The organism is Sphingomonas oryzagri (genome assembly GCF_029906645.1).
In the GTDB taxonomy this organism is placed as follows: Bacteria; Pseudomonadota; Alphaproteobacteria; order Sphingomonadales; family Sphingomonadaceae; genus Solisphingomonas; species Solisphingomonas oryzagri.
Genome location: NZ_JARYGZ010000002.1, coordinates 530,746 through 549,356, shown reverse-complemented (window position 1 = coordinate 549,356; position 18,611 = coordinate 530,746). Strand labels below are relative to the sequence as shown.

Annotated in this window: 20 protein-coding genes; 12 read left to right on the top strand and 8 right to left on the bottom strand. The window is 67.5% G+C overall.

Features of this window, described 5'->3' with window-relative positions; all coding sequences use genetic code 11:
- Nucleotides 1–170: 170 nt before the first annotated feature.
- The gene (locus QGN17_RS16800; RefSeq protein ID WP_281045738.1) at nucleotides 171–578 is read left to right on the top strand and encodes an MAPEG family protein; all 408 of its coding nucleotides are present in this window, start codon (nucleotides 171–173) and stop codon (nucleotides 576–578) included.
- On the opposite strand, the gene QGN17_RS16795 is transcribed toward QGN17_RS16800, so the two are convergent.
- Complete coding sequence (locus QGN17_RS16795) at nucleotides 579–1,241, bottom strand: MBL fold metallo-hydrolase (protein ID WP_281045736.1); 663 nt, start codon at nucleotides 1,239–1,241, stop codon at nucleotides 579–581.
- 59 nt (nucleotides 1,242–1,300) lie between these two features.
- Here QGN17_RS16795 and pabB point away from each other — a divergent pair, with 59 nt between their 5' ends.
- From pabB to msrA, 3 genes are read left to right on the top strand one after another with little or no spacing between them, the layout of a single operon-like run.
- Nucleotides 1,301–3,013 (top strand): aminodeoxychorismate synthase component I, encoded by a 1,713-nt coding sequence (gene pabB / locus QGN17_RS16790; RefSeq protein ID WP_281045735.1) that lies wholly within the window; start codon nucleotides 1,301–1,303, stop codon nucleotides 3,011–3,013.
- 56 nt (nucleotides 3,014–3,069) lie between these two features.
- Nucleotides 3,070–4,272, top strand: a complete 1,203-nt coding sequence (locus QGN17_RS16785; protein ID WP_281045734.1) for a pyridoxal phosphate-dependent aminotransferase — start codon at nucleotides 3,070–3,072, stop codon at nucleotides 4,270–4,272.
- A 60-nt stretch (nucleotides 4,273–4,332) separates the two neighbouring features.
- Nucleotides 4,333–5,001 carry a peptide-methionine (S)-S-oxide reductase MsrA gene (gene msrA / locus QGN17_RS16780; RefSeq protein ID WP_281045733.1) on the top strand — a complete coding sequence of 223 codons (669 nt, stop codon included), beginning with the start codon at nucleotides 4,333–4,335 and terminating at the stop codon, nucleotides 4,999–5,001.
- A 116-nt stretch (nucleotides 5,002–5,117) separates the two neighbouring features.
- On the opposite strand, the gene pdeM is transcribed toward msrA, so the two are convergent.
- Entirely contained in the window at nucleotides 5,118–5,792 is a 675-nt protein-coding gene (gene pdeM / locus QGN17_RS16775) for a ligase-associated DNA damage response endonuclease PdeM (RefSeq protein WP_281045732.1), read from the bottom strand.
- Nucleotides 5,793–5,892: 100 nt separating this feature from the next.
- Here pdeM and QGN17_RS16770 point away from each other — a divergent pair, with 100 nt between their 5' ends.
- Nucleotides 5,893–6,414 carry a CcdC protein domain-containing protein gene (locus QGN17_RS16770; protein ID WP_281045731.1) on the top strand — a complete coding sequence of 174 codons (522 nt, stop codon included), beginning with the start codon at nucleotides 5,893–5,895 and terminating at the stop codon, nucleotides 6,412–6,414.
- Nucleotides 6,415–6,418: 4 nt separating this feature from the next.
- On the opposite strand, the gene QGN17_RS16765 is transcribed toward QGN17_RS16770, so the two are convergent.
- Both QGN17_RS16765 and QGN17_RS16760 read right to left on the bottom strand, forming a co-directional pair.
- Nucleotides 6,419–7,006, bottom strand: coding sequence for a CHAP domain-containing protein (locus tag QGN17_RS16765; protein ID WP_281045730.1), 588 nt, complete (start codon nucleotides 7,004–7,006; stop codon nucleotides 6,419–6,421).
- Between the two features lie 68 nt (nucleotides 7,007–7,074).
- Nucleotides 7,075–9,504: a ligase-associated DNA damage response DEXH box helicase gene (locus QGN17_RS16760; RefSeq protein ID WP_281045729.1), complete on the bottom strand. Its 2,430-nt coding sequence runs from the start codon at nucleotides 9,502–9,504 to the stop codon at nucleotides 7,075–7,077.
- 93 nt (nucleotides 9,505–9,597) lie between these two features.
- Here QGN17_RS16760 and QGN17_RS16755 point away from each other — a divergent pair, with 93 nt between their 5' ends.
- The 4 genes from QGN17_RS16755 to QGN17_RS16740 all read left to right on the top strand — a co-directional run bounded on the left by QGN17_RS16755 (nucleotide 9,598) and on the right by QGN17_RS16740 (nucleotide 13,660).
- Entirely contained in the window at nucleotides 9,598–9,777 is a 180-nt protein-coding gene (locus QGN17_RS16755) for a hypothetical protein (RefSeq protein WP_110155342.1), read from the top strand.
- A gap of 34 nt (nucleotides 9,778–9,811) precedes the next feature.
- Nucleotides 9,812–10,810, top strand: a complete 999-nt coding sequence (locus QGN17_RS16750) for a ligase-associated DNA damage response exonuclease (protein ID WP_281045728.1) — start codon at nucleotides 9,812–9,814, stop codon at nucleotides 10,808–10,810.
- Nucleotides 10,811–11,009: 199 nt separating this feature from the next.
- The gene (locus QGN17_RS16745; protein WP_281045727.1) at nucleotides 11,010–12,113 is read left to right on the top strand and encodes a glycosyltransferase family 2 protein; all 1,104 of its coding nucleotides are present in this window, start codon (nucleotides 11,010–11,012) and stop codon (nucleotides 12,111–12,113) included.
- Nucleotides 12,098–13,660: a hypothetical protein gene (locus QGN17_RS16740; RefSeq protein WP_281045726.1), complete on the top strand. Its 1,563-nt coding sequence runs from the start codon at nucleotides 12,098–12,100 to the stop codon at nucleotides 13,658–13,660. The genes QGN17_RS16745 and QGN17_RS16740 overlap by 16 nt, the downstream gene beginning before the upstream one ends.
- Nucleotides 13,661–13,663: 3 nt before the next feature.
- Here the strand turns inward: QGN17_RS16740 and QGN17_RS16735 are convergent, their stop codons facing one another.
- Complete coding sequence (locus tag QGN17_RS16735) at nucleotides 13,664–14,239, bottom strand: TMEM175 family protein (RefSeq protein WP_281045725.1); 576 nt, start codon at nucleotides 14,237–14,239, stop codon at nucleotides 13,664–13,666.
- A gap of 73 nt (nucleotides 14,240–14,312) precedes the next feature.
- On the opposite strand from QGN17_RS16735, the gene QGN17_RS16730 reads away from it, so the two are divergent.
- Nucleotides 14,313–14,696: a DUF983 domain-containing protein gene (locus QGN17_RS16730; protein ID WP_281045724.1), complete on the top strand. Its 384-nt coding sequence runs from the start codon at nucleotides 14,313–14,315 to the stop codon at nucleotides 14,694–14,696.
- A gap of 33 nt (nucleotides 14,697–14,729) precedes the next feature.
- On the opposite strand, the gene pgmG is transcribed toward QGN17_RS16730, so the two are convergent.
- Genes pgmG through QGN17_RS16715 form a run of 3 tightly spaced genes read right to left on the bottom strand, consistent with a single transcriptional unit; the run spans nucleotide 14,730 to nucleotide 17,246 of the window.
- Nucleotides 14,730–16,112 (bottom strand): phosphoglucomutase/phosphomannomutase PgmG, encoded by a 1,383-nt coding sequence (gene pgmG, locus QGN17_RS16725; RefSeq protein ID WP_281045723.1) that lies wholly within the window; start codon nucleotides 16,110–16,112, stop codon nucleotides 14,730–14,732.
- Nucleotides 16,113–16,150: 38 nt separating this feature from the next.
- Nucleotides 16,151–16,411, bottom strand: coding sequence for a DnaJ domain-containing protein (locus tag QGN17_RS16720; protein WP_022690513.1), 261 nt, complete (start codon nucleotides 16,409–16,411; stop codon nucleotides 16,151–16,153).
- Nucleotides 16,412–16,421: 10 nt separating this feature from the next.
- Nucleotides 16,422–17,246, bottom strand: a complete 825-nt coding sequence (locus QGN17_RS16715) for a division plane positioning ATPase MipZ (RefSeq protein ID WP_281045721.1) — start codon at nucleotides 17,244–17,246, stop codon at nucleotides 16,422–16,424.
- Nucleotides 17,247–17,346: 100 nt separating this feature from the next.
- On the opposite strand from QGN17_RS16715, the gene panC reads away from it, so the two are divergent.
- Nucleotides 17,347–18,210, top strand: a complete 864-nt coding sequence (gene panC / locus QGN17_RS16710; RefSeq protein ID WP_281045720.1) for a pantoate--beta-alanine ligase — start codon at nucleotides 17,347–17,349, stop codon at nucleotides 18,208–18,210.
- Between the two features lie 102 nt (nucleotides 18,211–18,312).
- Complete coding sequence (locus QGN17_RS16705; RefSeq protein WP_022690516.1) at nucleotides 18,313–18,606, top strand: SEL1-like repeat protein; 294 nt, start codon at nucleotides 18,313–18,315, stop codon at nucleotides 18,604–18,606.
- Nucleotides 18,607–18,611: the final 5 nt, after the last annotated feature.

Sequence of the window (18,611 nt, the reverse complement as noted above, 5' to 3'; positions counted from 1 at the left end):
CAATGGGTGCGGGGCCGCATACCATCCGAATCGCCACGGCCAGAACGGCCGCGGACCATCAGCGGCCGGCCTCGTCGCGAAGGGCGCCCTATACCGGATTTCCGCGCTGTTGCAACCCGCCGCGTTGCGTGCGAGCGAGGGACATCGTCACGCATATTCCGGGGTTTCCCATGCTTCCCGTCACGCTCACCTTCGCCGGCGCCGCCGCGCTCATCAATCTCTGGCTCGCTTTCCGCATCGTCGCGATTCGCCGTTCGGGTAAGGTGTTGCACGGCGACGGCAACAATCCGTTGCTGCTCAGCCGGATGCGCGCGCAGTCGAACTTCGTCGAATATGCGCCGTTCGTACTGATCCTGATGGGCCTGATCGAGCTGGCCGGCGGATCGAAATCCTGGCTGTGGGGGATTGGCGCGGCGTTCACGCTGGCCCGCCTCGTCCACATGCTCGGCATGGATGCGCAGAAGATGGGCGCGATGCGCGCGGTGGGCGCGTGCCTCACCTGGGCGGTGCTGCTGACGCTGGCGGTGTGGGCGATCTGGATCGGATCGCATCCGCCGGCGGCGATCCATTACCTCTGATCAGCCGAATCGCGAATCGGCGACGAACGGGTTCGTCGCCCGCTCGGTGCCGAAGGTGGAGGTCGGGCCATGGCCCGGCACGAAGGCCACGTCGTCACCCATCGGCCACAACCGCTCGGTGATCGACGCGATCAGCGTGTCGTGGTCGCCGAGCGGGAAGTCGGTGCGGCCGATCGATCCGCGAAAGAGCACATCGCCGACGATCGCGAATCGCGACGGCTCATGGAAGAAGACGACGTGGCCCGGCGTATGCCCCGGCGTGTGGCGGACCTTGAGAGTCAGATCGCCGACCGTCACCTCGTCGCCATCCTGAAGCCAGCGATCCGGCTCGAACGGGCTGCCCTCCAGCCCGAAGCTCGCGCGATCGTCGTTGAGCCGCGCGATCCAGTAGCGATCTTCTTCCTGCGGCCCTTCGATCGGCACGCCGAGTTCCTTCGCCAGCACACCCGCCTGCCCGCAATGATCGATATGGCCGTGGGTGACGAGCAGCTTCTCGATCGTCACGCCATGCTGGGTAGCCGCCGCCTTGAGCTTGTCGAGATCGCCGCCCGGATCGACGAAGGCGCCGCGCATCGTCTTCGTGCACCACAGAAGCGTGCAGTTCTGCTGGAACGGCGTGACCGGCACGACGGCGGCGCGAAGAGGCGGGAGGGGCTTGTCCATGCCCTCCAGATGCGCATCGCGGCGTTGCCACGCAAGCCAAAGCCTTGCAGGAGGGGGCGATGCTCGATCGTTCCACCCCCTTCGTGCTGTTGGACGATGCCCGCGCCGAAGGGGCGGCGATGGCGCGCCTGTATTGCGACCCGGTCGATACGATCGCCTGCCGCGATTCCGCCAAGCTCGCCAATTGCCTGAGTGCGCTGCGATATGCGCAGGCGCACGGCCTGCACGCGGCGGGGTGGATCGCCTATGATGCGGGCGCCCTGTCGGAGCCGCCCCAGGGCGCGCCGGGCACGCCGCTCCTCTGGTTCGGCCTGTTCGAGCGCCACGAGGCCGTCGCGCCCGAACGGGTGCCAGCGCTGCTGCCCGATCCTGCCGGAGCATGGGCCGGCCCGCCGAAACCGCTGATCGACCGGGCCGCCTACACCGCGGCCTTCGACCGGGTGAAGACGTATATCGCGGCGGGCGATATCTATCAGGCGAACCTCACCTTCCAGGCGGGGATGCCGGTCGCGGGCGATCCGCTGGCGCTCTACGCCCGGATCCGGGGCGCGGCGGCGGCGGGGTGGGGCGGGATCGTGCATGACGGCACACGAACCCTGCTCAGCTTCTCGCCCGAAATGTTCGTGCGCCTCGACGGTCGCCGGATCGAGGCCCGCCCGATGAAGGGAACCGCCGCGCGCGACAGCGATCCCGCCGCCTTGGCCGAAGACCCCAAGCAGCGCGCCGAGAACCTGATGATCGTGGACCTGATCCGCAACGATCTCTCCCGCGTCGCCGCGCCGGCGAGCGTGGCGGTGCCGGAGCTGTTCGCGGTGGAGCGCTATCCGACGATCCTGCAGATGACCTCGACCGTCACCGCCGAACTGGCCGACGGCGCCGATGCGGTCTCACTGCTGGAGGCCACCTTCCCCTGCGGATCGATCACCGGCGCGCCCAAGCTGCGCGCGATGGAGATAGCCGCCGAGGTCGAGGCGGGGTCGCGCGGCCTCTACACCGGTGCGATCGGGCGGCTCGATGCGGGCGGCGACGCCGCTTTCAACGTCGCGATTCGCACCTTGGTGGTGGAGGGTGAGCGCGCGACCCTTGGTCTGGGGTCGGGTGTGGTGGCGGACAGCGAAGTCGATGCCGAGTGGGCCGAATGCCTCGCCAAGGGCGCGTTCGTTTCCGCCGCCTGCCCGCGCTTCGATCTGCTGGAAACGATGCCGTTCGATCCGCACGAGGGCTTCACCGATCTCGAGCGCCATCTCGGACGGATGAAGCGATCGGCCGACGCGCTGGGCTTCGCGTTCGATCGCCATGATTGCCGCAACGAGCTGCAGGCCGCGACCTTCCGCCTGCGCGATCCCGCCCGGATCCGCGTGCGCCTCTCTCCGACCGGCAAGGTGGCGATCGAGGTGCGCGACGCTCCCGCGGAGATCGAGGAGATCGTGGCACCGATCGTGCCACTGCCGGTCTCGTTGGACGACTTCCGCCTGCGCCACAAGACCAGCGATCGCGATTTCTACGATGCGGCGCGAGCGGGCCATGTCGAAGTGGTGTTCGCCCGGCCCGATGGCTTCCTGACCGAGGGCAGCTTCACCAATCTGTTCGTCGAGCGCGACGGCAAGCTGCTCACCCCGCCGGCGTCACGCGGCCTCCTTCCAGGCATCCTGCGCGAACGCCTGCTGGCCGATGGCGAGGCGATCGAACAGGATCTCACGGCCACCGATCTGAGCGACGGATTCTTTCTCGGCAATGCGCTCCGGGGATTGATTCGAGCGCGGTTGCCCTGAGCGGCGACATCCGTCATAGGCGCGCGCGTCTCCTCCTGCCGGAAAGCCGAACCCCCATGCGAACCACGTCGGAAGCGCTCGACCGCATCCAGCCGTCCCCCACGCTCGCCATGACCAGCCGCGTGCTGGAGCTGAAGGCGCAGGGTCTCGACATCATCGGCCTGGCCGCCGGCGAGCCGGATTTCGACACGCCCGATTACGTGAAGGACGCCGCGATTGAGGCGATTCGCGCCGGCAAGACCAAATATACCAACGTCGACGGCACCGCCGAGCTGAAGGCCGCCGTCGCCGCCAAGTTCAAGCGCGACAACGGCCTCACCTACGCAGCCAACGAGATCAGCGTGAACGTCGGTGGCAAGCACACGCTCTTCAACGCGCTGGTTGCGACCATCGACAAGGGCGACGAGGTGATCATCCCGGCGCCATACTGGGTGAGCTATCCGGACATCGTCGCCTATGCGGGCGGGACGCCGGTCATCGTCTCGGCGGGCGCGAACCAGCAGTACAAGATCCTGCCCGAGCAGCTGGAGCAGGCGATCACGCCCAAGACCCGCTGGGTGATCCTGAACTCGCCGTCCAACCCGACGGGCGCCGCCTACTCGGCCGCCGAGCTGAAGGCGCTGGGTGAAGTGCTGGAGCGCCACCCGCAGGTGATGGTGCTCACCGACGACATGTACGAGCACATCCTCTACGATGACTTCCAGTTCGCGACGATCGCACAGGTGTGCCCGTCGCTCTACGAGCGCACGCTGACGGTGAACGGCACGTCGAAGGCCTATGCGATGACCGGCTGGCGGATCGGCTTCGCGGGCGGCCCGTCCTGGCTGATCAAGGCGATGTCGAAGCTGCAGTCGCAATCGACCTCCAACCCCTGCTCGATCGCGCAGGCGGCGGCGACCGCGGCGCTGAACGGCGACCACAGCTTCCTCAAGGAGCGGAACGTCGCCTTCCAGCGTCGCCGCGATCTGGTGGTGAAGGGGCTGAACGAAGTGCCGGGCATCCATTGCCCGACGCCCGAGGGCGCCTTCTACGTCTATCCGGACGTCTCCGGTCTGATCGGCAAGACCACGCCCAAGGGCGTGAAGATCGCGGACGACGAGGCGCTGGTCGGCTATCTGCTGACCGAGGCGAAAGTCGCCCCGGTGCAGGGCGCGGCCTTCGGCCTCTCCCCGGCCTTCCGGATCAGCTACGCGACTTCGGACGCGCTGCTGACCGAGGCGTGCAACCGCATCGCCGAGGCCTGCGCCGCGCTGAAATGATGTAACCGGCATCGGGCGCGCACCGAATGAGGGGACATGCCCCTCATGAGGAGTGCGCCCATGTCCCGCATCCTGCCTTTCGCCGCCGCGCTCGCCGCCGGCGGTGCCCTGTTCTTCGGCCTCATGCCGAGCTTCGCCGCCGAAACGGCGGTGAATGCCCCCCGGCCCACCCTGATCGAGCCGGTCTCCGGCCATCGCGAGACCGCGATCTTCGCGGGCGGCTGCTTCTGGGGCGTGCAGGGCGTCTTTTCCCACGTGAAAGGCGTGATGAGCGCCACGTCCGGCTATGCCGGCGGCAAGGGATCGACCGCGCAATATGAGGATGTTTCGACCGGCACGACCGGCCACGCCGAATCGGTGAAGGTCGTGTTCGATCCGGCACGCGTGAATTACGCCGACCTGCTGCGCATCTATTTCTCGGTGGTCGCCGATCCGACCCGGCTGAACGCACAGGGGCCGGATCATGGCCCGCAATATCGCTCCGCCCTGTTCCCGCAGTCGCCCGCGCAGGCGAAGGTGGCCGAAACCTATATCGCCCAACTGACCGCCGCCCACGTCTATCCCCGCCCGATCGTGACGCGGATCGAGACGGCGCGGGGCTTCTTCCCGGCCGAATCCTATCATCAGGACTTCATGGCGAAAAATCCCGACTATCCGTACATCGTGATCAACGATCGGCCCAAGGTCGAGGCGCTGAAGCGGCTCTTTCCGATGAGCTGGAAGGCGTGACGCGTTCTCCCCTCCCGGAAAGGGAGGGGCCGGGGGTGGGTTCGCCAGTGGCAGGCATGACCTCGATCCGGAGAAGAACCCACCCCTAACCCCTCCCTTTCAGGGAGGGGGAAAGATCATGCCGCCAGCGGGAAGCGGAGCAGCCGATCGGCGAGCGGCACCAGCGCCTGCGCCGCCCGGCCGCCCAGCGCCTTGCGGATCACTGGATCGCCCGCGTCCATGCCGCCGGTGAGCGCGCCGAAGGCCGGCAGGATCAGCTTGGTCGCCGTCGCCACGAAGCAGCGCCGCGCGACATGGCGGCCCTTGAGCGTCATGCGCAGCTTGGGGTGATAATGGCCGGACAATTCGGGCCGTTGCTCGCGCGGGTCCGCCTCGTGGCGGAGCAGCAACCCGTCAACCTCCGCCTCGCCGAGCACGCGCCCGCCGCAATGATCGGCAAGGCGGACCGCGCCGATGTCATGATTGCCCGCGATCCACGTCCAGCGCGTTGATGCCGTCAGCCCGCGCAGCAGATCGCGCGTATCGTCGGCCAGCCGCTCGCAGCTCTCGGCATCGTGGAAGCTGTCACCCAGGCACCAGATTTCTCCGGCGCCGGTCCGCGCGACGAGGTCGGCCAGTTCGCGCAGTGTCGCATCCGAATCATAAGGCGGCAGCATCTGCCCGCCGCGCGCGTAGAAGCTCGCTTTCTCCAGATGCAGATCGGCGAACAGCAGGGCACGGCGCCGCTCCCAGAAGAGCGCGCCGGGCGCCAGCGCGACCAGTTCCGTGCCTGCGAACGAAAAGGGAACCATGCACCGTCGCATAGCAGGCGGGGGGGAGCGCGCAAGCCGCTTGCGACGGGTGCCTTGCTCCCTTAGCACAGCGGTGGGGAGTCAAACGGGGAGCGTAGCGATGCACACCGAAGCCGGTCCGACCTGGATGCAATATGTGATGCCGGTCATCGTCATCGCGGTGGTGATGGCGCTGCGCTGGCGGCGAATGAGCCGCGCACGGCCGCTCAAGATCGAAACGCTGTGGATCGTGCCGGCCATCTACCTGCTGATCGTCGACTTCGTCTTCTATGCCGCGCCGCCGTCGCCGATGGGCTGGCTGTGGTCCGCAGTGGCGCTGGTCTTTGGCATAGCCGGCGGCTGGTATCGCGGGCGGACGATGCAGATCACCGTCGATCCCGCGACCCACACGCTGAACCAGAAGGCCTCGCCCGCCGCCTTCCTGATCCTGATCGTGCTCGTCGTCCTGCGGAAGGCCGCCGGGGAGGAACTGGGCGGCGGCAACCCGCACAGTCCGGCCGCTTTGCTCGCCACCGACATCGGCATGGCCTTCGCACTCGGCCTCTACAGCGCGACACGGCTGGAGATGGCGCTGCGCGCGAAGCGGCTGCTGCGCGAGAGCCTGTCGAAGACCTTTAGCTGATCGCTCAGTTGGCGGGCGTCGCGCCCAGCGAATCGATCACCGCACCGACGACATCGGGCGAGGCGCTGACCAGATCCTTGCTGACATGCGCGATATGCTCGCCGGTGGCGGCGCTGTTGCCGTAGATGAAACCGTAGACCGGGTAGCGCGTGGTGCCGAGGCCCTGATTGTCGCGCCACCAGACGCGTACCTCGCTCCAGTCGTTATTCTCGCTGACATCGACCAGCGTCACGTCGCGCTCGATCTGGCCGCGCACGCCGCCGATCCGCGACCAGTTGGCGTGGCTGACCATCAGGATGCGGCTGGAGACGATCTTGCTGACGACGGCGACGTGGCCGAGCTTCATCACGCCATGCGGGCGGAAGACGAGCACCGCGCCGACCTGCGGGCGGGCGCCCTCTTCGTAGCGCTCGGCCGCCTGCTCCCACCAGGTCCAGGCATTGCCGTAGATCTGGATGCCCGACATCTGGCGGGCATAGGGCACACATTCGAGGCCCGTGCCGATGCGGCCGTCATAACTGTCCTGGGCGATCGCGGGCGTCGCGCACAGCGCCGCAAGTCCTGCGAGAGCCTTAAGCCAAAACCCCTTCACGCGCACATCCCTGGTCGATTGCTCCCCCGACCGGAGACCTGCCCTAGCCCGAATCGTGAAGAAGTGGGTTAAGCGATATGGTTAAAATCGGAGTCGCCACGCATCGCCTCGGCGACCAGTGCCTCGGCCTCGATCAGCAGCGCGTCGTCGACCGTTCCGGCGGCGACCCGCTCCCGCCCGATCAGCACCAGCACCGGCACTGCAAGCGGCGAAACACGCGCCAGATCGACATGTTCGATTCGCTCGGCGGCGGTATCGAGCAGGCGGCCGAGGCGACCGACATCGGTCATCCGCGCCTTCGCATCCGCCCAGGCGGCCTGCAAAAGCAGGTGTTCCGGCTCGTAGCGCCGCAGCACGTCATAGATCAGGTCGGTCGAGAAGGTGACCTGCCGCCCGGTCTTGCGCTTGCCGGGATGCTGGCGCTCGACGAGGCCGCCGATCACCGCAACCTCGCGGAAGGCGCGTTTCAGCAGCGCCGATTCCTGCACCCAGTCGACGAATTCATGCTCCAATATGTCGGGCGAGAAGAGCGGTCGAGGGTCGATGACGGGCTTTAACGAATAGGTCGCGATGGCATAGTCGCTGGAAACGAATCCTATCGGCTGGAGGCCCGCCGTCTCCATCCGGCGCGTGACCAGCATCCCGAGCGACTGGTGCGCATTCCAGCCCTCGAAGCTGTAGACCACCATGTAGTGCCGCCCCTCGCGCGGGAAGGTTTCGATCAGGAGCCTGTCGGGCGCGGGGAGCACCGAGCGGCGCTGCTGCATCTCCAGCCATTCGCGCACGTCGGGCGGGAAGCGGGGCCATTCCTCCGGCTCGTGGAGGAAGTGGCGGACGCGATCGGCGAGGTTGGTCGAGATCGGCATGCGCGCGCCGCCATATGTGGGGATGCGGGCGGGTTTCGCGGTGGCGCGGACGTAGAGATCCTCGCCCTTCACCCCCTCCACTTCGAGGCTCAGGCCCGAGAAGAAGAAGGTGTCGCCGGGCGCAAGGCTGGCGGCGAAGCCTTCCTCCACCTTGCCCAGCGAGCGGCCGTTCCGGAAACGGACGGTGAGCATCGCGGCTTCGACGATGATCCCGGCGTTGAGGCGGTATTGGGTGATGAAACGCGGGTGGCTGACGCGCCACAGGCCATCCGCATCCAGCGTCAGGCGCTTGTATTGGTCGTAGGCGCGCAGCGCGTAGCCGCCGGTGGCGACGAAGCTCAGCACGCGATCGAACACGTCCTCGGGCAAAGTGGAATAGGGCGCGGCCTCGCGCACTTCCGCCAGCATTGCGCCTTGCGCGAAGGGTTCGGCCGCCGCGCACGCCATCAGATGCTGGGCCAGCACGTCGAGCGCGCCGGGGCGGAATACGTCAGGATCACGCTCGCCCGCCTCCACCGCATCGACGGCGGCGCGCGCCTCCAGATATTCGAAGCGGTTGCCCGGCACGATCAGCGCCTTGGACGGTTCGTCGAGGCGGTGGTTGGCGCGGCCGATGCGCTGGAGCAGGCGCGACGATCCCTTGGGCGCGCCCATCTGGATGACGAGATCGACATCGCCCCAGTCCACCCCGAGGTCGAGGCTGGCGGTGGCGACCAGCGCGCGCAGCTTGCCCGCCGCCATCGCCGCCTCGACCTTGCGCCGCGCCTCGATGTCGAGGCTGCCGTGGTGGATACCGATGGGGAGGTGCTGCTCGTTCACCGCCCAGAGATCCTGGAAGATCAGTTCGGCGAGGCTACGCGTGTTGCAGAAGATGATCGAGATTTTATGGGCCTCGATCTGGCGCATCACCTGCTCGGCGGCGTAGCGACCCGAATGGCCGGACCAGGGAATGCGCTCCTGCGGGAGCATGATCGCGATGTCCGGATCGGCGCCGGGATCGCCTTCGACCAGCGCGACCTTGTCGAGATCGCCGTCGCCGGACAGCCAACCGCGATAGAGATCCGGATCGGCGACGGTGGCGGAGAGCGCGACGCGGCGCATCTTCGGTGCGAGGCGCTGCAGGCGGGCCTTGCACAACGACAGCAGGTCGCCCCGCTTGGAGGGGGCGAAGGCGTGGACCTCGTCGATTACGATCGTCCTGAGGTTCGCGAAGAGCTGCGCGGCATCGGGATAGGAAAGCAGCAGGCTGAGCGACTCGGGCGTCGTTAGCAGCATCTGCGGCGGCTTCACCCGTTGGCGCGCCTTGCGATCGGACGGAGTGTCGCCGGTGCGAGTCTCCACTCGGATATCCAGTCCCATCTCCTCGATCGGCCCCAGCAGGTTGCGCTGGATGTCCACCGCCAGCGCCTTGAGCGGCGAGACGTAAAGGGTGTGCAGCCCCTCGCTCGGAGTCTCGATCAGTTCGACGAGGCTCGGCAGGAATCCCGCCAGCGTCTTGCCCGCGCCGGTGGGGGCGACGAGCAGCGCGCTCTTTCCCGCCCGCGCCGCGTCCAGCATCGCCAGCTGGTGTCGGCGGGGCCGCCAGCCGCGCGATGCGAACCAGTCGCCGAGAATCGGAGGAAGATCGGACATTCGTTCACGATTATCGGGACTTGGCCGCTTCTCCGCCAGCCCTCGCCAGCGTCCGGTCGAACCGCTAGAGCGGACACCAAAGGAGATCGCCCGATGGCCGAGGGTTTCGTCCGCCACAAACAACCCTGGACCACCGACGAGGTCCAGAAACTCCACCGCCTCGCCGCCAAGGGCATGGCGCTCAAGGCGATCGGCAAGGCACTCACCCGCAGCGAGGAATCGGTGCAGGCGCGCGCCAAGCAGGACGGTTTGAAGATCGCCAAGCTGCGGTGATGGAACCGACGCGCGCGCCATCCATCTAACAGGAATGGCCCGCCTCGGCTCCTGGATCGAACCGCATCCGCAAGGCATCTACGTGCCCGCCGCCGATGCGTGGATCGATCCTTCGCAGCCGGTGCCGCGCGCGCTCGTCACCCACGGGCACGCGGACCATGCGCGGGGCGGCCACGGAGCGGTGCTGGCGACGCCAGAGACGCTGGCGATCATGGCGACACGATACGGCCCGCAATCGGGGCAGGGCGTGGCCTATGGCGAGACGGTCGTCCTGGGCGACGTGACCGCACACTTCGTGCCGGCGGGGCATGTGCTGGGTTCGTCGCAGATCGTTCTGGAGCATAAGGGCGAACGAATAGTCGTCTCAGGCGACTATAAGCGACGGCCCGATCCCACGTGCGTCCCGTTCGAGCCGGTCCCGTGCGACATCTTCATCACCGAGGCCACTTTCGGCCTGCCGGTCTTCCGCCATCCCGATACCGGGGCGGAGGTCGATCGGTTGCTGGAGGCGCTGCACGCCAACCCCGATCGCTGCGTGCTGGTCGGTGCCTATGCGCTGGGCAAGGCGCAGCGGCTGATCGCGGAACTGCGCCTGCGCGGGCATCATGACCCGATCTACATCCATGGCGCCATGGAACGGCTGTGCTCGCTCTATCAGGAACTGGGCGTCGATCTCGGCGAACTGGTGTCGGCGACCGCCGCGTCCAAGGAGCAACTGCGCGGCACGATCGTGATGTGCCCGCCCGGCGCGCTCAACGATCGCTGGTCCCGCCGCCTTCCCGATCCGATCACCGCCATGGCGTCCGGCTGGATGCGGGTGCGCCAGCGCGCGCGGCAGAGGAATGTCGAACTGCCGCTGGTCGTCTCGGATCATGCCGACTGGGATGAACTCACATCGACGGTGCAAGAACTCGCGCCGCAGGAACTTTGGGTCACCCACGGGCGCGAAGACGCGCTCGTGCACTGGTGCATGACCCGCCAGATTCGGGCGAAGGCGCTGGCGCTCGTCGGATACGAAGACGAAGACGACTGAGCCCCGTCCGTCCCGCAGATACTGCAGCGCACCGCAATCCCCGTGCGGATCAAGGCTGGCCTGCGATGACGTCGTCTTGCTTCATGTCGGGTTCACCGCGTGACGGCCCTGACGGAAGCCAGTTCCGGGGCGTGTATGCCCCTTGCCGGGGTACGAGCGTATGTCGATTGCCACCGTCGCGATATCAGGCAGGACGCCTTTGGCGGCGCCCTCCACAGGCGGTTATGAGTTCGCTGTCATCGTCCCCACCTATAACGAAGCCGACAATGTCGAGCGGATCATCGATGGGCTGGACACGGCGCTCGCCGGAATCCGCAGCGAGGTGATCTTCGTCGACGACTGGTCCCGCGACGGCACCGCCGAACGGATCGGGGAACTGGCGAAGGGGCGTTCAGACATCCGCGTGTTGCGCCGATTCGGGCGCAACGGCCTCGCCTCTGCGGTGATCGAGGGCATGATGGCCACGATGGCGCCGGTGGTGGCGGTGATCGACGGCGACGGCCAGCATGACGAGAGACTGCTGCCACGCCTCTTCTCGATGGTGCGCGGCGGATCGGCCGACGTCGCGATCGGATCGCGCTATTGCCAGAACGGATCGACCGGCAACTGGGACAGCTTCCGCCTGAAATGCAGCCGGGCGGCGACCAACCTGTCGCGGCTGGTGCTGCAGTCACCGGTGAGCGACCCGATGAGCGGCTTCTTCGCGGTGCGTCGCGACAAGGTGGAGGCGCTGCTGCCACGCCTCTCCGGTCGCGGCTTCAAGATCCTGTTCGACCTGCTGACTTCCAGCCCGGAGCCACTACGCGCCGTGGAATTGCCTTTCGAGTTCCGCACGCGGACGGCGGGCGAGAGCAAGCTCGGCGCGGGCGTGGCGCTCGATTATCTGGTGACGATCGCCGACCGGCTGATCCGCCGCTACGTGCCGCCGCGCCCGGTGATGTTCGCGATCGTCGGCACGCTCGGCCTCGGCGTGCATCTCGCGGTGCTCAAGGCCGCGCTGGGCTGGGGCGGGCTGTCGTTCGGCGCCGCGCAGACGGTCGCCGTGCTGGCCGCCATCGCCTTCAACTTCCTCGTCAACAACAGCATCACCTTCCGCGATCGCCGGCTAAAGGGGCTGCGGATGCTGGCCGGGCTGGCGAGTTTCTATGCGGTGTGCGGTCTCGGCGCGCTGGCCAATATCGGTACGGGCGTCGTCCTGTTCGCCGAACACCATGGCTGGTGGGCGGCCGGCGTGGCGGGTGCCGCGGTCGGCTCGGTCTGGAATTTCGCGGCCTCGATGCTGGTGACGTGGCGACGGCGTTGACGGCGCCGATCGGCGCCCCTGCGGAAGCGGCCGTTCGCCGCCCGACCCGCACCATCGGGCTGGGACATGCGGCGATCGCCATCCTGCTGGTGGCGATCGTCGCGCGCTGGCGGACATTCGGAAACCCGGTCATCCACATCGACGAGCAGTTCTACTGGCTCGTCGGTGGCCGGATGCTGCACGGCGCCATCCCTTATATCGACATATGGGACCGCAAGCCGATCGGCCTTTTCCTGCTGTTCGCCGGCCTTCGCGCGATCGGCGGGAACGGCGCGATCGCCTATCAGATGGGGGCGCTCCTCTGCGTCTGGCTGACCGGCCTGATCCTGTTCGCGATGGGGCGACGCATAGCGCCCGCAGGCGCAGCGCTCGCCGGCGCGATTCTCTACGTTCTTTGCCTGAACCTCGCCGGGGGAGAAGGCGGGCAGGCTCCGGTTTTCTACAATCTGCCGGTGGCGGGCGCGATCGCGCTGATCCTGTTCCGGCGGCACGAAGCCGCGACCAATGGCGGAGACCTGCGCGCGACGGGCGCCGCGGCCATGCTGCTGTTCGGCATCGCGCTGCAGATCAAATACAGCGCGGTGTTCGAGGGGGTCTTCGCCGGGATTGTCCTGCTGTGGCTCGCCTGGCGCGGCGGCAGGCCCATCCCGAAGCTGGCGATCGACGCGGCGATCTGGATCGGCTGCGCGCTGGCGCCGACCGCCGCCGCCGCCGCCGCTTATGCCGCCATGGGGCATTTCGGCGACTGGTGGTACGCCAACGCAACCTCGATCCTGGCGCGCAAGTCCGAACAGCCGGACATGGTCCGGATGCGGATCGAGGTGATGGCGATGCTGACGGTGCCGCTGGTGGCCAGCGTGCCGCTGCGCCGCTGGCTGGGATGCAGCCCCGCCGACCTGTCCGTGCGCGGCGATCTCCGCTTCCTCGATGGGTGGGCGGCGTCCGCGCTGCTCGGCGTGGTGCTGTTCGGAAGCTGGTTCAACCATTATGCGCTCCCGCTCTTTCCGCCCTTCGCGGTGATCGCCACGCCGCTCGCCAATCGCCGGGCCGGGCGCATCTGGATCGCGACCCTGCTTTTCTGCAGCGGCGTGTGGGGCCAGCGCGTGCTGTGGCGCCACACCATCACGCGGGGTACCGCCACGACGCTGGCGCACGCGGTGGAGGCGACGCGCGGCGCCAGGGGCTGCTTCTTCGTCTATGACGGAATGCCGGCCTTCTACGACGCCACCAACTCCTGCTTCCTGACGAACCATGTCTTTTCGGCGCATCTCCAGTCGCTGAACGAGCTGGGCGCGACGGGCATCGACGAGGCGGCGGAAGTCGCGCGGGTGATGGCGCTCCGGCCCGAGCGGGTGATGACCATGGAGCCGGCCTATGACGGCGAGAATCCCGCATCGCGGGCCGTGATCTACCGCATTCTCAAGACGGATTACCGTCTGCTCTATCTCTATGGCGACGTCGGACACGGTTACGCGGTCTACGGCCTGCGCGGCACCATTCCGGCCGGCCCGCCGCGCTTCGACACGCCCGACACCCGTTTCTTCTGATCGTCAGCGCAGCCGGCGCTCGATCCGCCGGTCGGGCACCAGCCAGACGATCGAGATCAGGACGTAGATGGCGATCGCGATCAACGGCTCCACGAAGGAAAGCGGTATCGCCAGCAGATAGCCCGCGATCGACAGCCGCCCCTTCCAGTCGCGACCGAGCGCCTCCGCCAGCGCCGAGGAACGGCCGCCGTTCACGCACATGATCTGGTGCTGCAGCCAGAGATAGCTGGCCCCCGCCATGCCGAGGACGACGCCATAAGCGGCCACCGGCATGGCCACGAACCCGGCCTCGTCGATCCAGCGGATCACGAAGGGCACGAGGCTCAGCCAGAAGAGGAAGGTCAGGTTCGCCCACAGGGCGCGCCCGTCGGTATGCTCGGCCGATTGCAGCAGGTGGTGGTGGTTGTTCCAGTAGAGCCCGACGTTGATGTAGCTCAGCACATAGGCGGCGAGGATCGGCATGGCGGCCAGCAGCGCCCGCGGCTCCCCGCTTTCCGGCACCTTCAGTTCCAGCACCATGATGGTGATGATGATCGCGACCACTCCATCGGTGAAGGCAGTCATCCGTTCGGTTTTCATCGGCCCCTCCCAAATCGTCGAAGAAAGCCTATCTGTCGGGTCGGCGGATCGCCAGCACGATAGAGGGTCGACCATGACCGACACCGAATTGCTCGACAGGCGCGACTGGAAGAAGGCGGTGCTGGCCGGCATGGCCGATCGCTGCCCATCGTGCGGGCAGGCGCATCTCTTCGCGCGCGGTCTGCGGACGGTGCCGCACTGCCCCGCCTGCGGGCAGGACTGGAGCCATCAGCGCGCCGACGATTTCCCGGCCTATCTGGTGATCCTGATCCTGGGCCACGTGCTGGTGCCGATCGTGGTGGCGGTGAACATCGCGTGGGACGTTCCGCTGGTGCCGCAGATGATCGCGTGGTCGCTGCTCGCGATCGTGATCGCGGTGGCGATGATCCGCCCGGCGAAGGGCGCCGTGATCGGCGCGCAATGGGCGCTCAGGATGGGCGGCTTCGGCAAGCGGTAGCCCCCTCCCGCCCGGCGGGAGAGGGCCGGCCGATCAGTGGCCGCCGGCCAGCACCGGCTCGACGCCGCTCTTGGCGAGCTGGTCGTTGATCTGGGCCATCAGCCGCTCCAGCCCGGCCTCGTCCTTCGCCTCGGCGCGGGCGACAAGCACGTCCTGCGTGTTGGAGGCGCGCAGCAGCCACCAGCCGTCCGCCGTGTTCACCCGCGCGCCGTCGGTGCGGTTGACATCGGCGCCGTCGGCGGCCAGCCGGTCCAGCACCTCCTCCACCACCTTGAACTTGCGGTCCTCGGAGGACTGGAAACGCATCTCGGGCGTGTTGACCATCACCGGCATCGCCGACTTGATGTCGGTCAGCGACCCGCCCAGCAGGCGTACCGCGCGGATCAGGCGGATCGCGGCATAGAGCGCATCGTCGAAGCCGTAATAATCGTGCGCGAAGAAGATGTGGCCGCTCATCTCGCCGGCCAGCGGGGAGTGGGTTTCCTTCATCTTGGTCTTGATGAGGCTGTGGCCGGTCTTCCACATCAGCGGCTTGCCGCCAAGCTCGGCGACGCGATCGTAAAGCGCCTGGCTGGCCTTCACGTCGGCGATGATCGTGGCGCCCGGCTCCTCGCGCAGCACCGGCTCGGCGAGGATGGCGAGCAGCTGGTCGCCCCACACCACCCGGCCTTCGCCATCCACCGCGCCGATCCGGTCCCCGTCGCCGTCGAAGGCGATGCCGAAATCGAGGCCCTTGTCGGCGACCAGCATCTTCAGGTCGGCGAGGTTCTTCTCCTCGGTGGGATCCGGATGGTGGTTGGGGAAATTGCCGTCCACCTCGGTGTAGAGCGTATGATGCTCGCCCGGCAGCAGCTTGACGAGGCGATCGACGATCGGGCCGGCGGCGCCGTTGCCCGCATCCCAGCCGATCCTGAACGCGCCGCCGGCATAGCCGACCATCAGGCGGGCGACATAATCCTCCATGATCTCGTAGTTGGAGATCGATCCCTGGCCCTCTTCCCAGTCGCCCTCTGCGGCCAGCTTGCCGAGATTCTGGATGTCGGCGCCGAAGAAGGGCTTGTGCTGCAGCACCATCTTGAAGCCGTTGTAATCGCCCGGATTGTGGCTGCCCGTGATCTGGACGCCGCCGTCCACCTCCAGCGTCGCCTCGGCATAATAGAGCATCGGCGTGGGGCCGAGGCCGATGCGGACGACGTCGACACCGCTCTTCGTCAGGCCATCGACCAGCGCAGCCTCGAGCAGCGGCGAATGGGTGCGGCCGTCATAACCGACCGCCACGCGGGTGCCGCCGGCACGCCGGATGCGGGTGCCGAAGCCACGACCGATCGCGGTCGCGTCGGCCGGACCCAGAGTCTTTCCGACGATGCCCCGGATGTCATATTCGCGCAGCGAGGTCGGATCGAAACGATGGGTCATGTGGTGCAACTCCCTGGGATATCTGCCGGGCAGGACTCTTAGCGACGGTTCTGGTTCAATTCCGCGACAAGAATGTCACGCGCCGCGTTGACGCGGCGGGCCAGCGCATCCGATCCGCCGGCATCGGGGTGGACGCGGCCGATCAGGCGGCGATGCGCGGCGCGGATCTCCTCCTCGCCGGCACGCGGCGAAACGCCGAGCAGGTCTCGCGCCTCGGATGCGGTCAACGCCGTTTCCTTGCGACGCTGGCCCAGCCACCAGATGGCGGCGATGACCGCGAGCGCGACGAGCAGCTTCACGGCTGGCCGCTCAGGCCGAGGCGGCGACGGAAGCCGCGGGCGTCGGCGCGGGCCGGTTGAACAGATCGGCCGGCTCGGGAAGCTGCAGGCCCGCCACCATCTCGCGCAGCTCCTGCCGCGCGGCGACATGGCTGAGGCCGACCTCCTTGATCGCGCCGAGATCGAGCAGGGTCAGGCCCTTGGGGAACAGCTCGCGATAGATGACGCGCTCGCCGAGGCCGGGGATGACGCGGAAACCGACGCGCTTGGACAGTTCGTCCACCGCCTGCCCGACACGGCGCATGTTCTTCGCCTCGAGATGCTGGAGCCGGTTCCTGAGCACCACCCAGTCGACTGTCCCGCCGTCGGTCTTGGCGCGAACCTTGCGCGCGTCCCACACCACTTCGGCATAGAAGCTCGGCCGCTTGATCCGGTAGGTGTCGGGATCGACCTGCCCGATCAGATCCAAGTCGATGAAGCTGTCGTTGATCGGCGTCACCAGCGTGTCGGCGCGCGTCACCGCCTTCATCGCATAGGGATCGTCGCGCCCCGGCGTGTCGACGATGACGAATTCGGCATCCTCCGCCAGCGCATCGATGCGGCCGAGGATATTGGCGTCCTTCTCCGGATCGAACACCTCGAAACGCGGCGAAGCGAGCTCGACCTGCTCCTTGCGTGCCGAGGCGGCCCGGTTCTCCAGGTAACGGACCATGGTGCGCTGGCGGGTGTCGAGGTCGATCACGGCGACCCGGCGACCCTGCGCGGCGAGCGCCACGGCGACGTGAACGGCGGTGGTCGATTTGCCGGTGCCGCCCTTCTCATTGGCGAAAACGATCAGATGCGCGCGCTGTGTCATAAGTCTCGAAATTGTCCCCAAACGGCTATCGGCGGCCCTTGATTTGACCCCGATGCCGCCGCACAGAGCCTGCCCCAGCCATATCGGAGGCCCGTCGCCCGTGCAAATCATCCGTGAACTTGGCGCCCTGCGGGACGCCGTTCGGGCGCTTCGCGACGCGGGCCAGCGAATCGCGCTGGTGCCGACGATGGGCGCGCTCCACGCCGGGCATATCGCGCTGGTCGAGGACGGGCTGCGCCGGGCCGACGCGGTGGTCACCTCGATCTTCGTGAATCCGATGCAGTTCGCCCCGCACGAGGATATGGATCGCTATCCCCGTCGCGAGCGGGCCGACGCGCAATTGCTGGAGAAGGCGAACGCAGCGATCCTGTGGGCGCCGTCGGTGGAGGAGATCTACCCGCAGGGCTTCGCCACGACCGTCTCCGTTTCCGGCGTTTCGCAGGTGCTCGACGGCGCCGCGCGACCGGGCCATTTCGACGGCGTCGCGACGGTTGTGCTCAAGCTCTTCCAGCAGGTGAAGCCCGACGTCGCCCTGTTCGGCGAGAAGGACTGGCAGCAGCTTGCGGTGATCCGCCGGATGGCGGCCGACCTCGATCTGGACATCGAGATCGCCGGCGTGCCGACCGTGCGCGACGACCAGGGCCTCGCCCTCTCCTCGCGCAACGCCTATCTGGACGAGGAGGAACTGGCCAGCGCGCGCACCCTGCCCCGCGCGCTCGGCGAGGCGGCCGCCGCGATCGGGCGGGGGGAGCCTGTGGCGGGTGCGCTCACGGCGGCGGTGGCGCGGCTGGCCGAGGCCGGCTTCGATCCGATCGACTATGTCTCGCTGCGCGATGCCGAGACGCTGGCCCCGATCGAGACTTTGGGCGAACGTCCCGCGCGGCTGCTCGCAGCGGCCAGGATGGGAAATGCCCGGCTGATCGACAATCTGCCGGTCCATGTAACGACAAGTAACGACAAGTAACGGGCGCGTTTCGACCAACGTCTAAATCGTGTCAATTTTGGCGTTAACCATTTGTTTGCTGCGAACCGCCAAAACCACCTGCGTGGGAAAGGACCAACGCAGATGGCAAGCAGTTTCAAATCCGCCGCCTTCCTGATCGAGAGCCGCCTCGCCGAGGCCGCGTTCGATCCCGAGACGCTGTTCGAGCTGGGCATCGCCTATTCGACCGGCAGCCGTGGGGTCGAGATCGATCTGATCGAGGCGCACAAGTGGTTCAACCTCGCCTGCGCGGCGGGTTCGGTGGATGCGCAGGACATGCGCGCCGAGATCGCCGACGAGATGACCGCGCGCGAAATCGTGGAAGCGCAGAAGATGGCCCGCGCCTGGCTCGCCGCCAACCGCCGCGCCGCCGCCTGAGTTTC

Coding starts and splice junctions, on each gene's coding strand:
- QGN17_RS16800 (WP_281045738.1), top strand. CDS start 171: ATGCTTCCCGTCACGCTCACCTTCGCCGGCGCCGCCGCGCTCATCAAT.
- QGN17_RS16795 (WP_281045736.1), bottom strand. CDS start 1,241: ATGGACAAGCCCCTCCCGCCTCTTCGCGCCGCCGTCGTGCCGGTCACG.
- pabB (WP_281045735.1), top strand. CDS start 1,301: ATGCTCGATCGTTCCACCCCCTTCGTGCTGTTGGACGATGCCCGCGCC.
- QGN17_RS16785 (WP_281045734.1), top strand. CDS start 3,070: ATGCGAACCACGTCGGAAGCGCTCGACCGCATCCAGCCGTCCCCCACG.
- msrA (WP_281045733.1), top strand. CDS start 4,333: ATGTCCCGCATCCTGCCTTTCGCCGCCGCGCTCGCCGCCGGCGGTGCC.
- pdeM (WP_281045732.1), bottom strand. CDS start 5,792: ATGGTTCCCTTTTCGTTCGCAGGCACGGAACTGGTCGCGCTGGCGCCC.
- QGN17_RS16770 (WP_281045731.1), top strand. CDS start 5,893: ATGCACACCGAAGCCGGTCCGACCTGGATGCAATATGTGATGCCGGTC.
- QGN17_RS16760 (WP_281045729.1), bottom strand. CDS start 9,504: ATGTCCGATCTTCCTCCGATTCTCGGCGACTGGTTCGCATCGCGCGGC.
- QGN17_RS16755 (WP_110155342.1), top strand. CDS start 9,598: ATGGCCGAGGGTTTCGTCCGCCACAAACAACCCTGGACCACCGACGAG.
- QGN17_RS16750 (WP_281045728.1), top strand. CDS start 9,812: ATGGCCCGCCTCGGCTCCTGGATCGAACCGCATCCGCAAGGCATCTAC.
- QGN17_RS16735 (WP_281045725.1), bottom strand. CDS start 14,239: ATGAAAACCGAACGGATGACTGCCTTCACCGATGGAGTGGTCGCGATC.
- QGN17_RS16730 (WP_281045724.1), top strand. CDS start 14,313: ATGACCGACACCGAATTGCTCGACAGGCGCGACTGGAAGAAGGCGGTG.
- pgmG (WP_281045723.1), bottom strand. CDS start 16,112: ATGACCCATCGTTTCGATCCGACCTCGCTGCGCGAATATGACATCCGG.
- QGN17_RS16715 (WP_281045721.1), bottom strand. CDS start 17,246: ATGACACAGCGCGCGCATCTGATCGTTTTCGCCAATGAGAAGGGCGGC.
- QGN17_RS16705 (WP_022690516.1), top strand. CDS start 18,313: ATGGCAAGCAGTTTCAAATCCGCCGCCTTCCTGATCGAGAGCCGCCTC.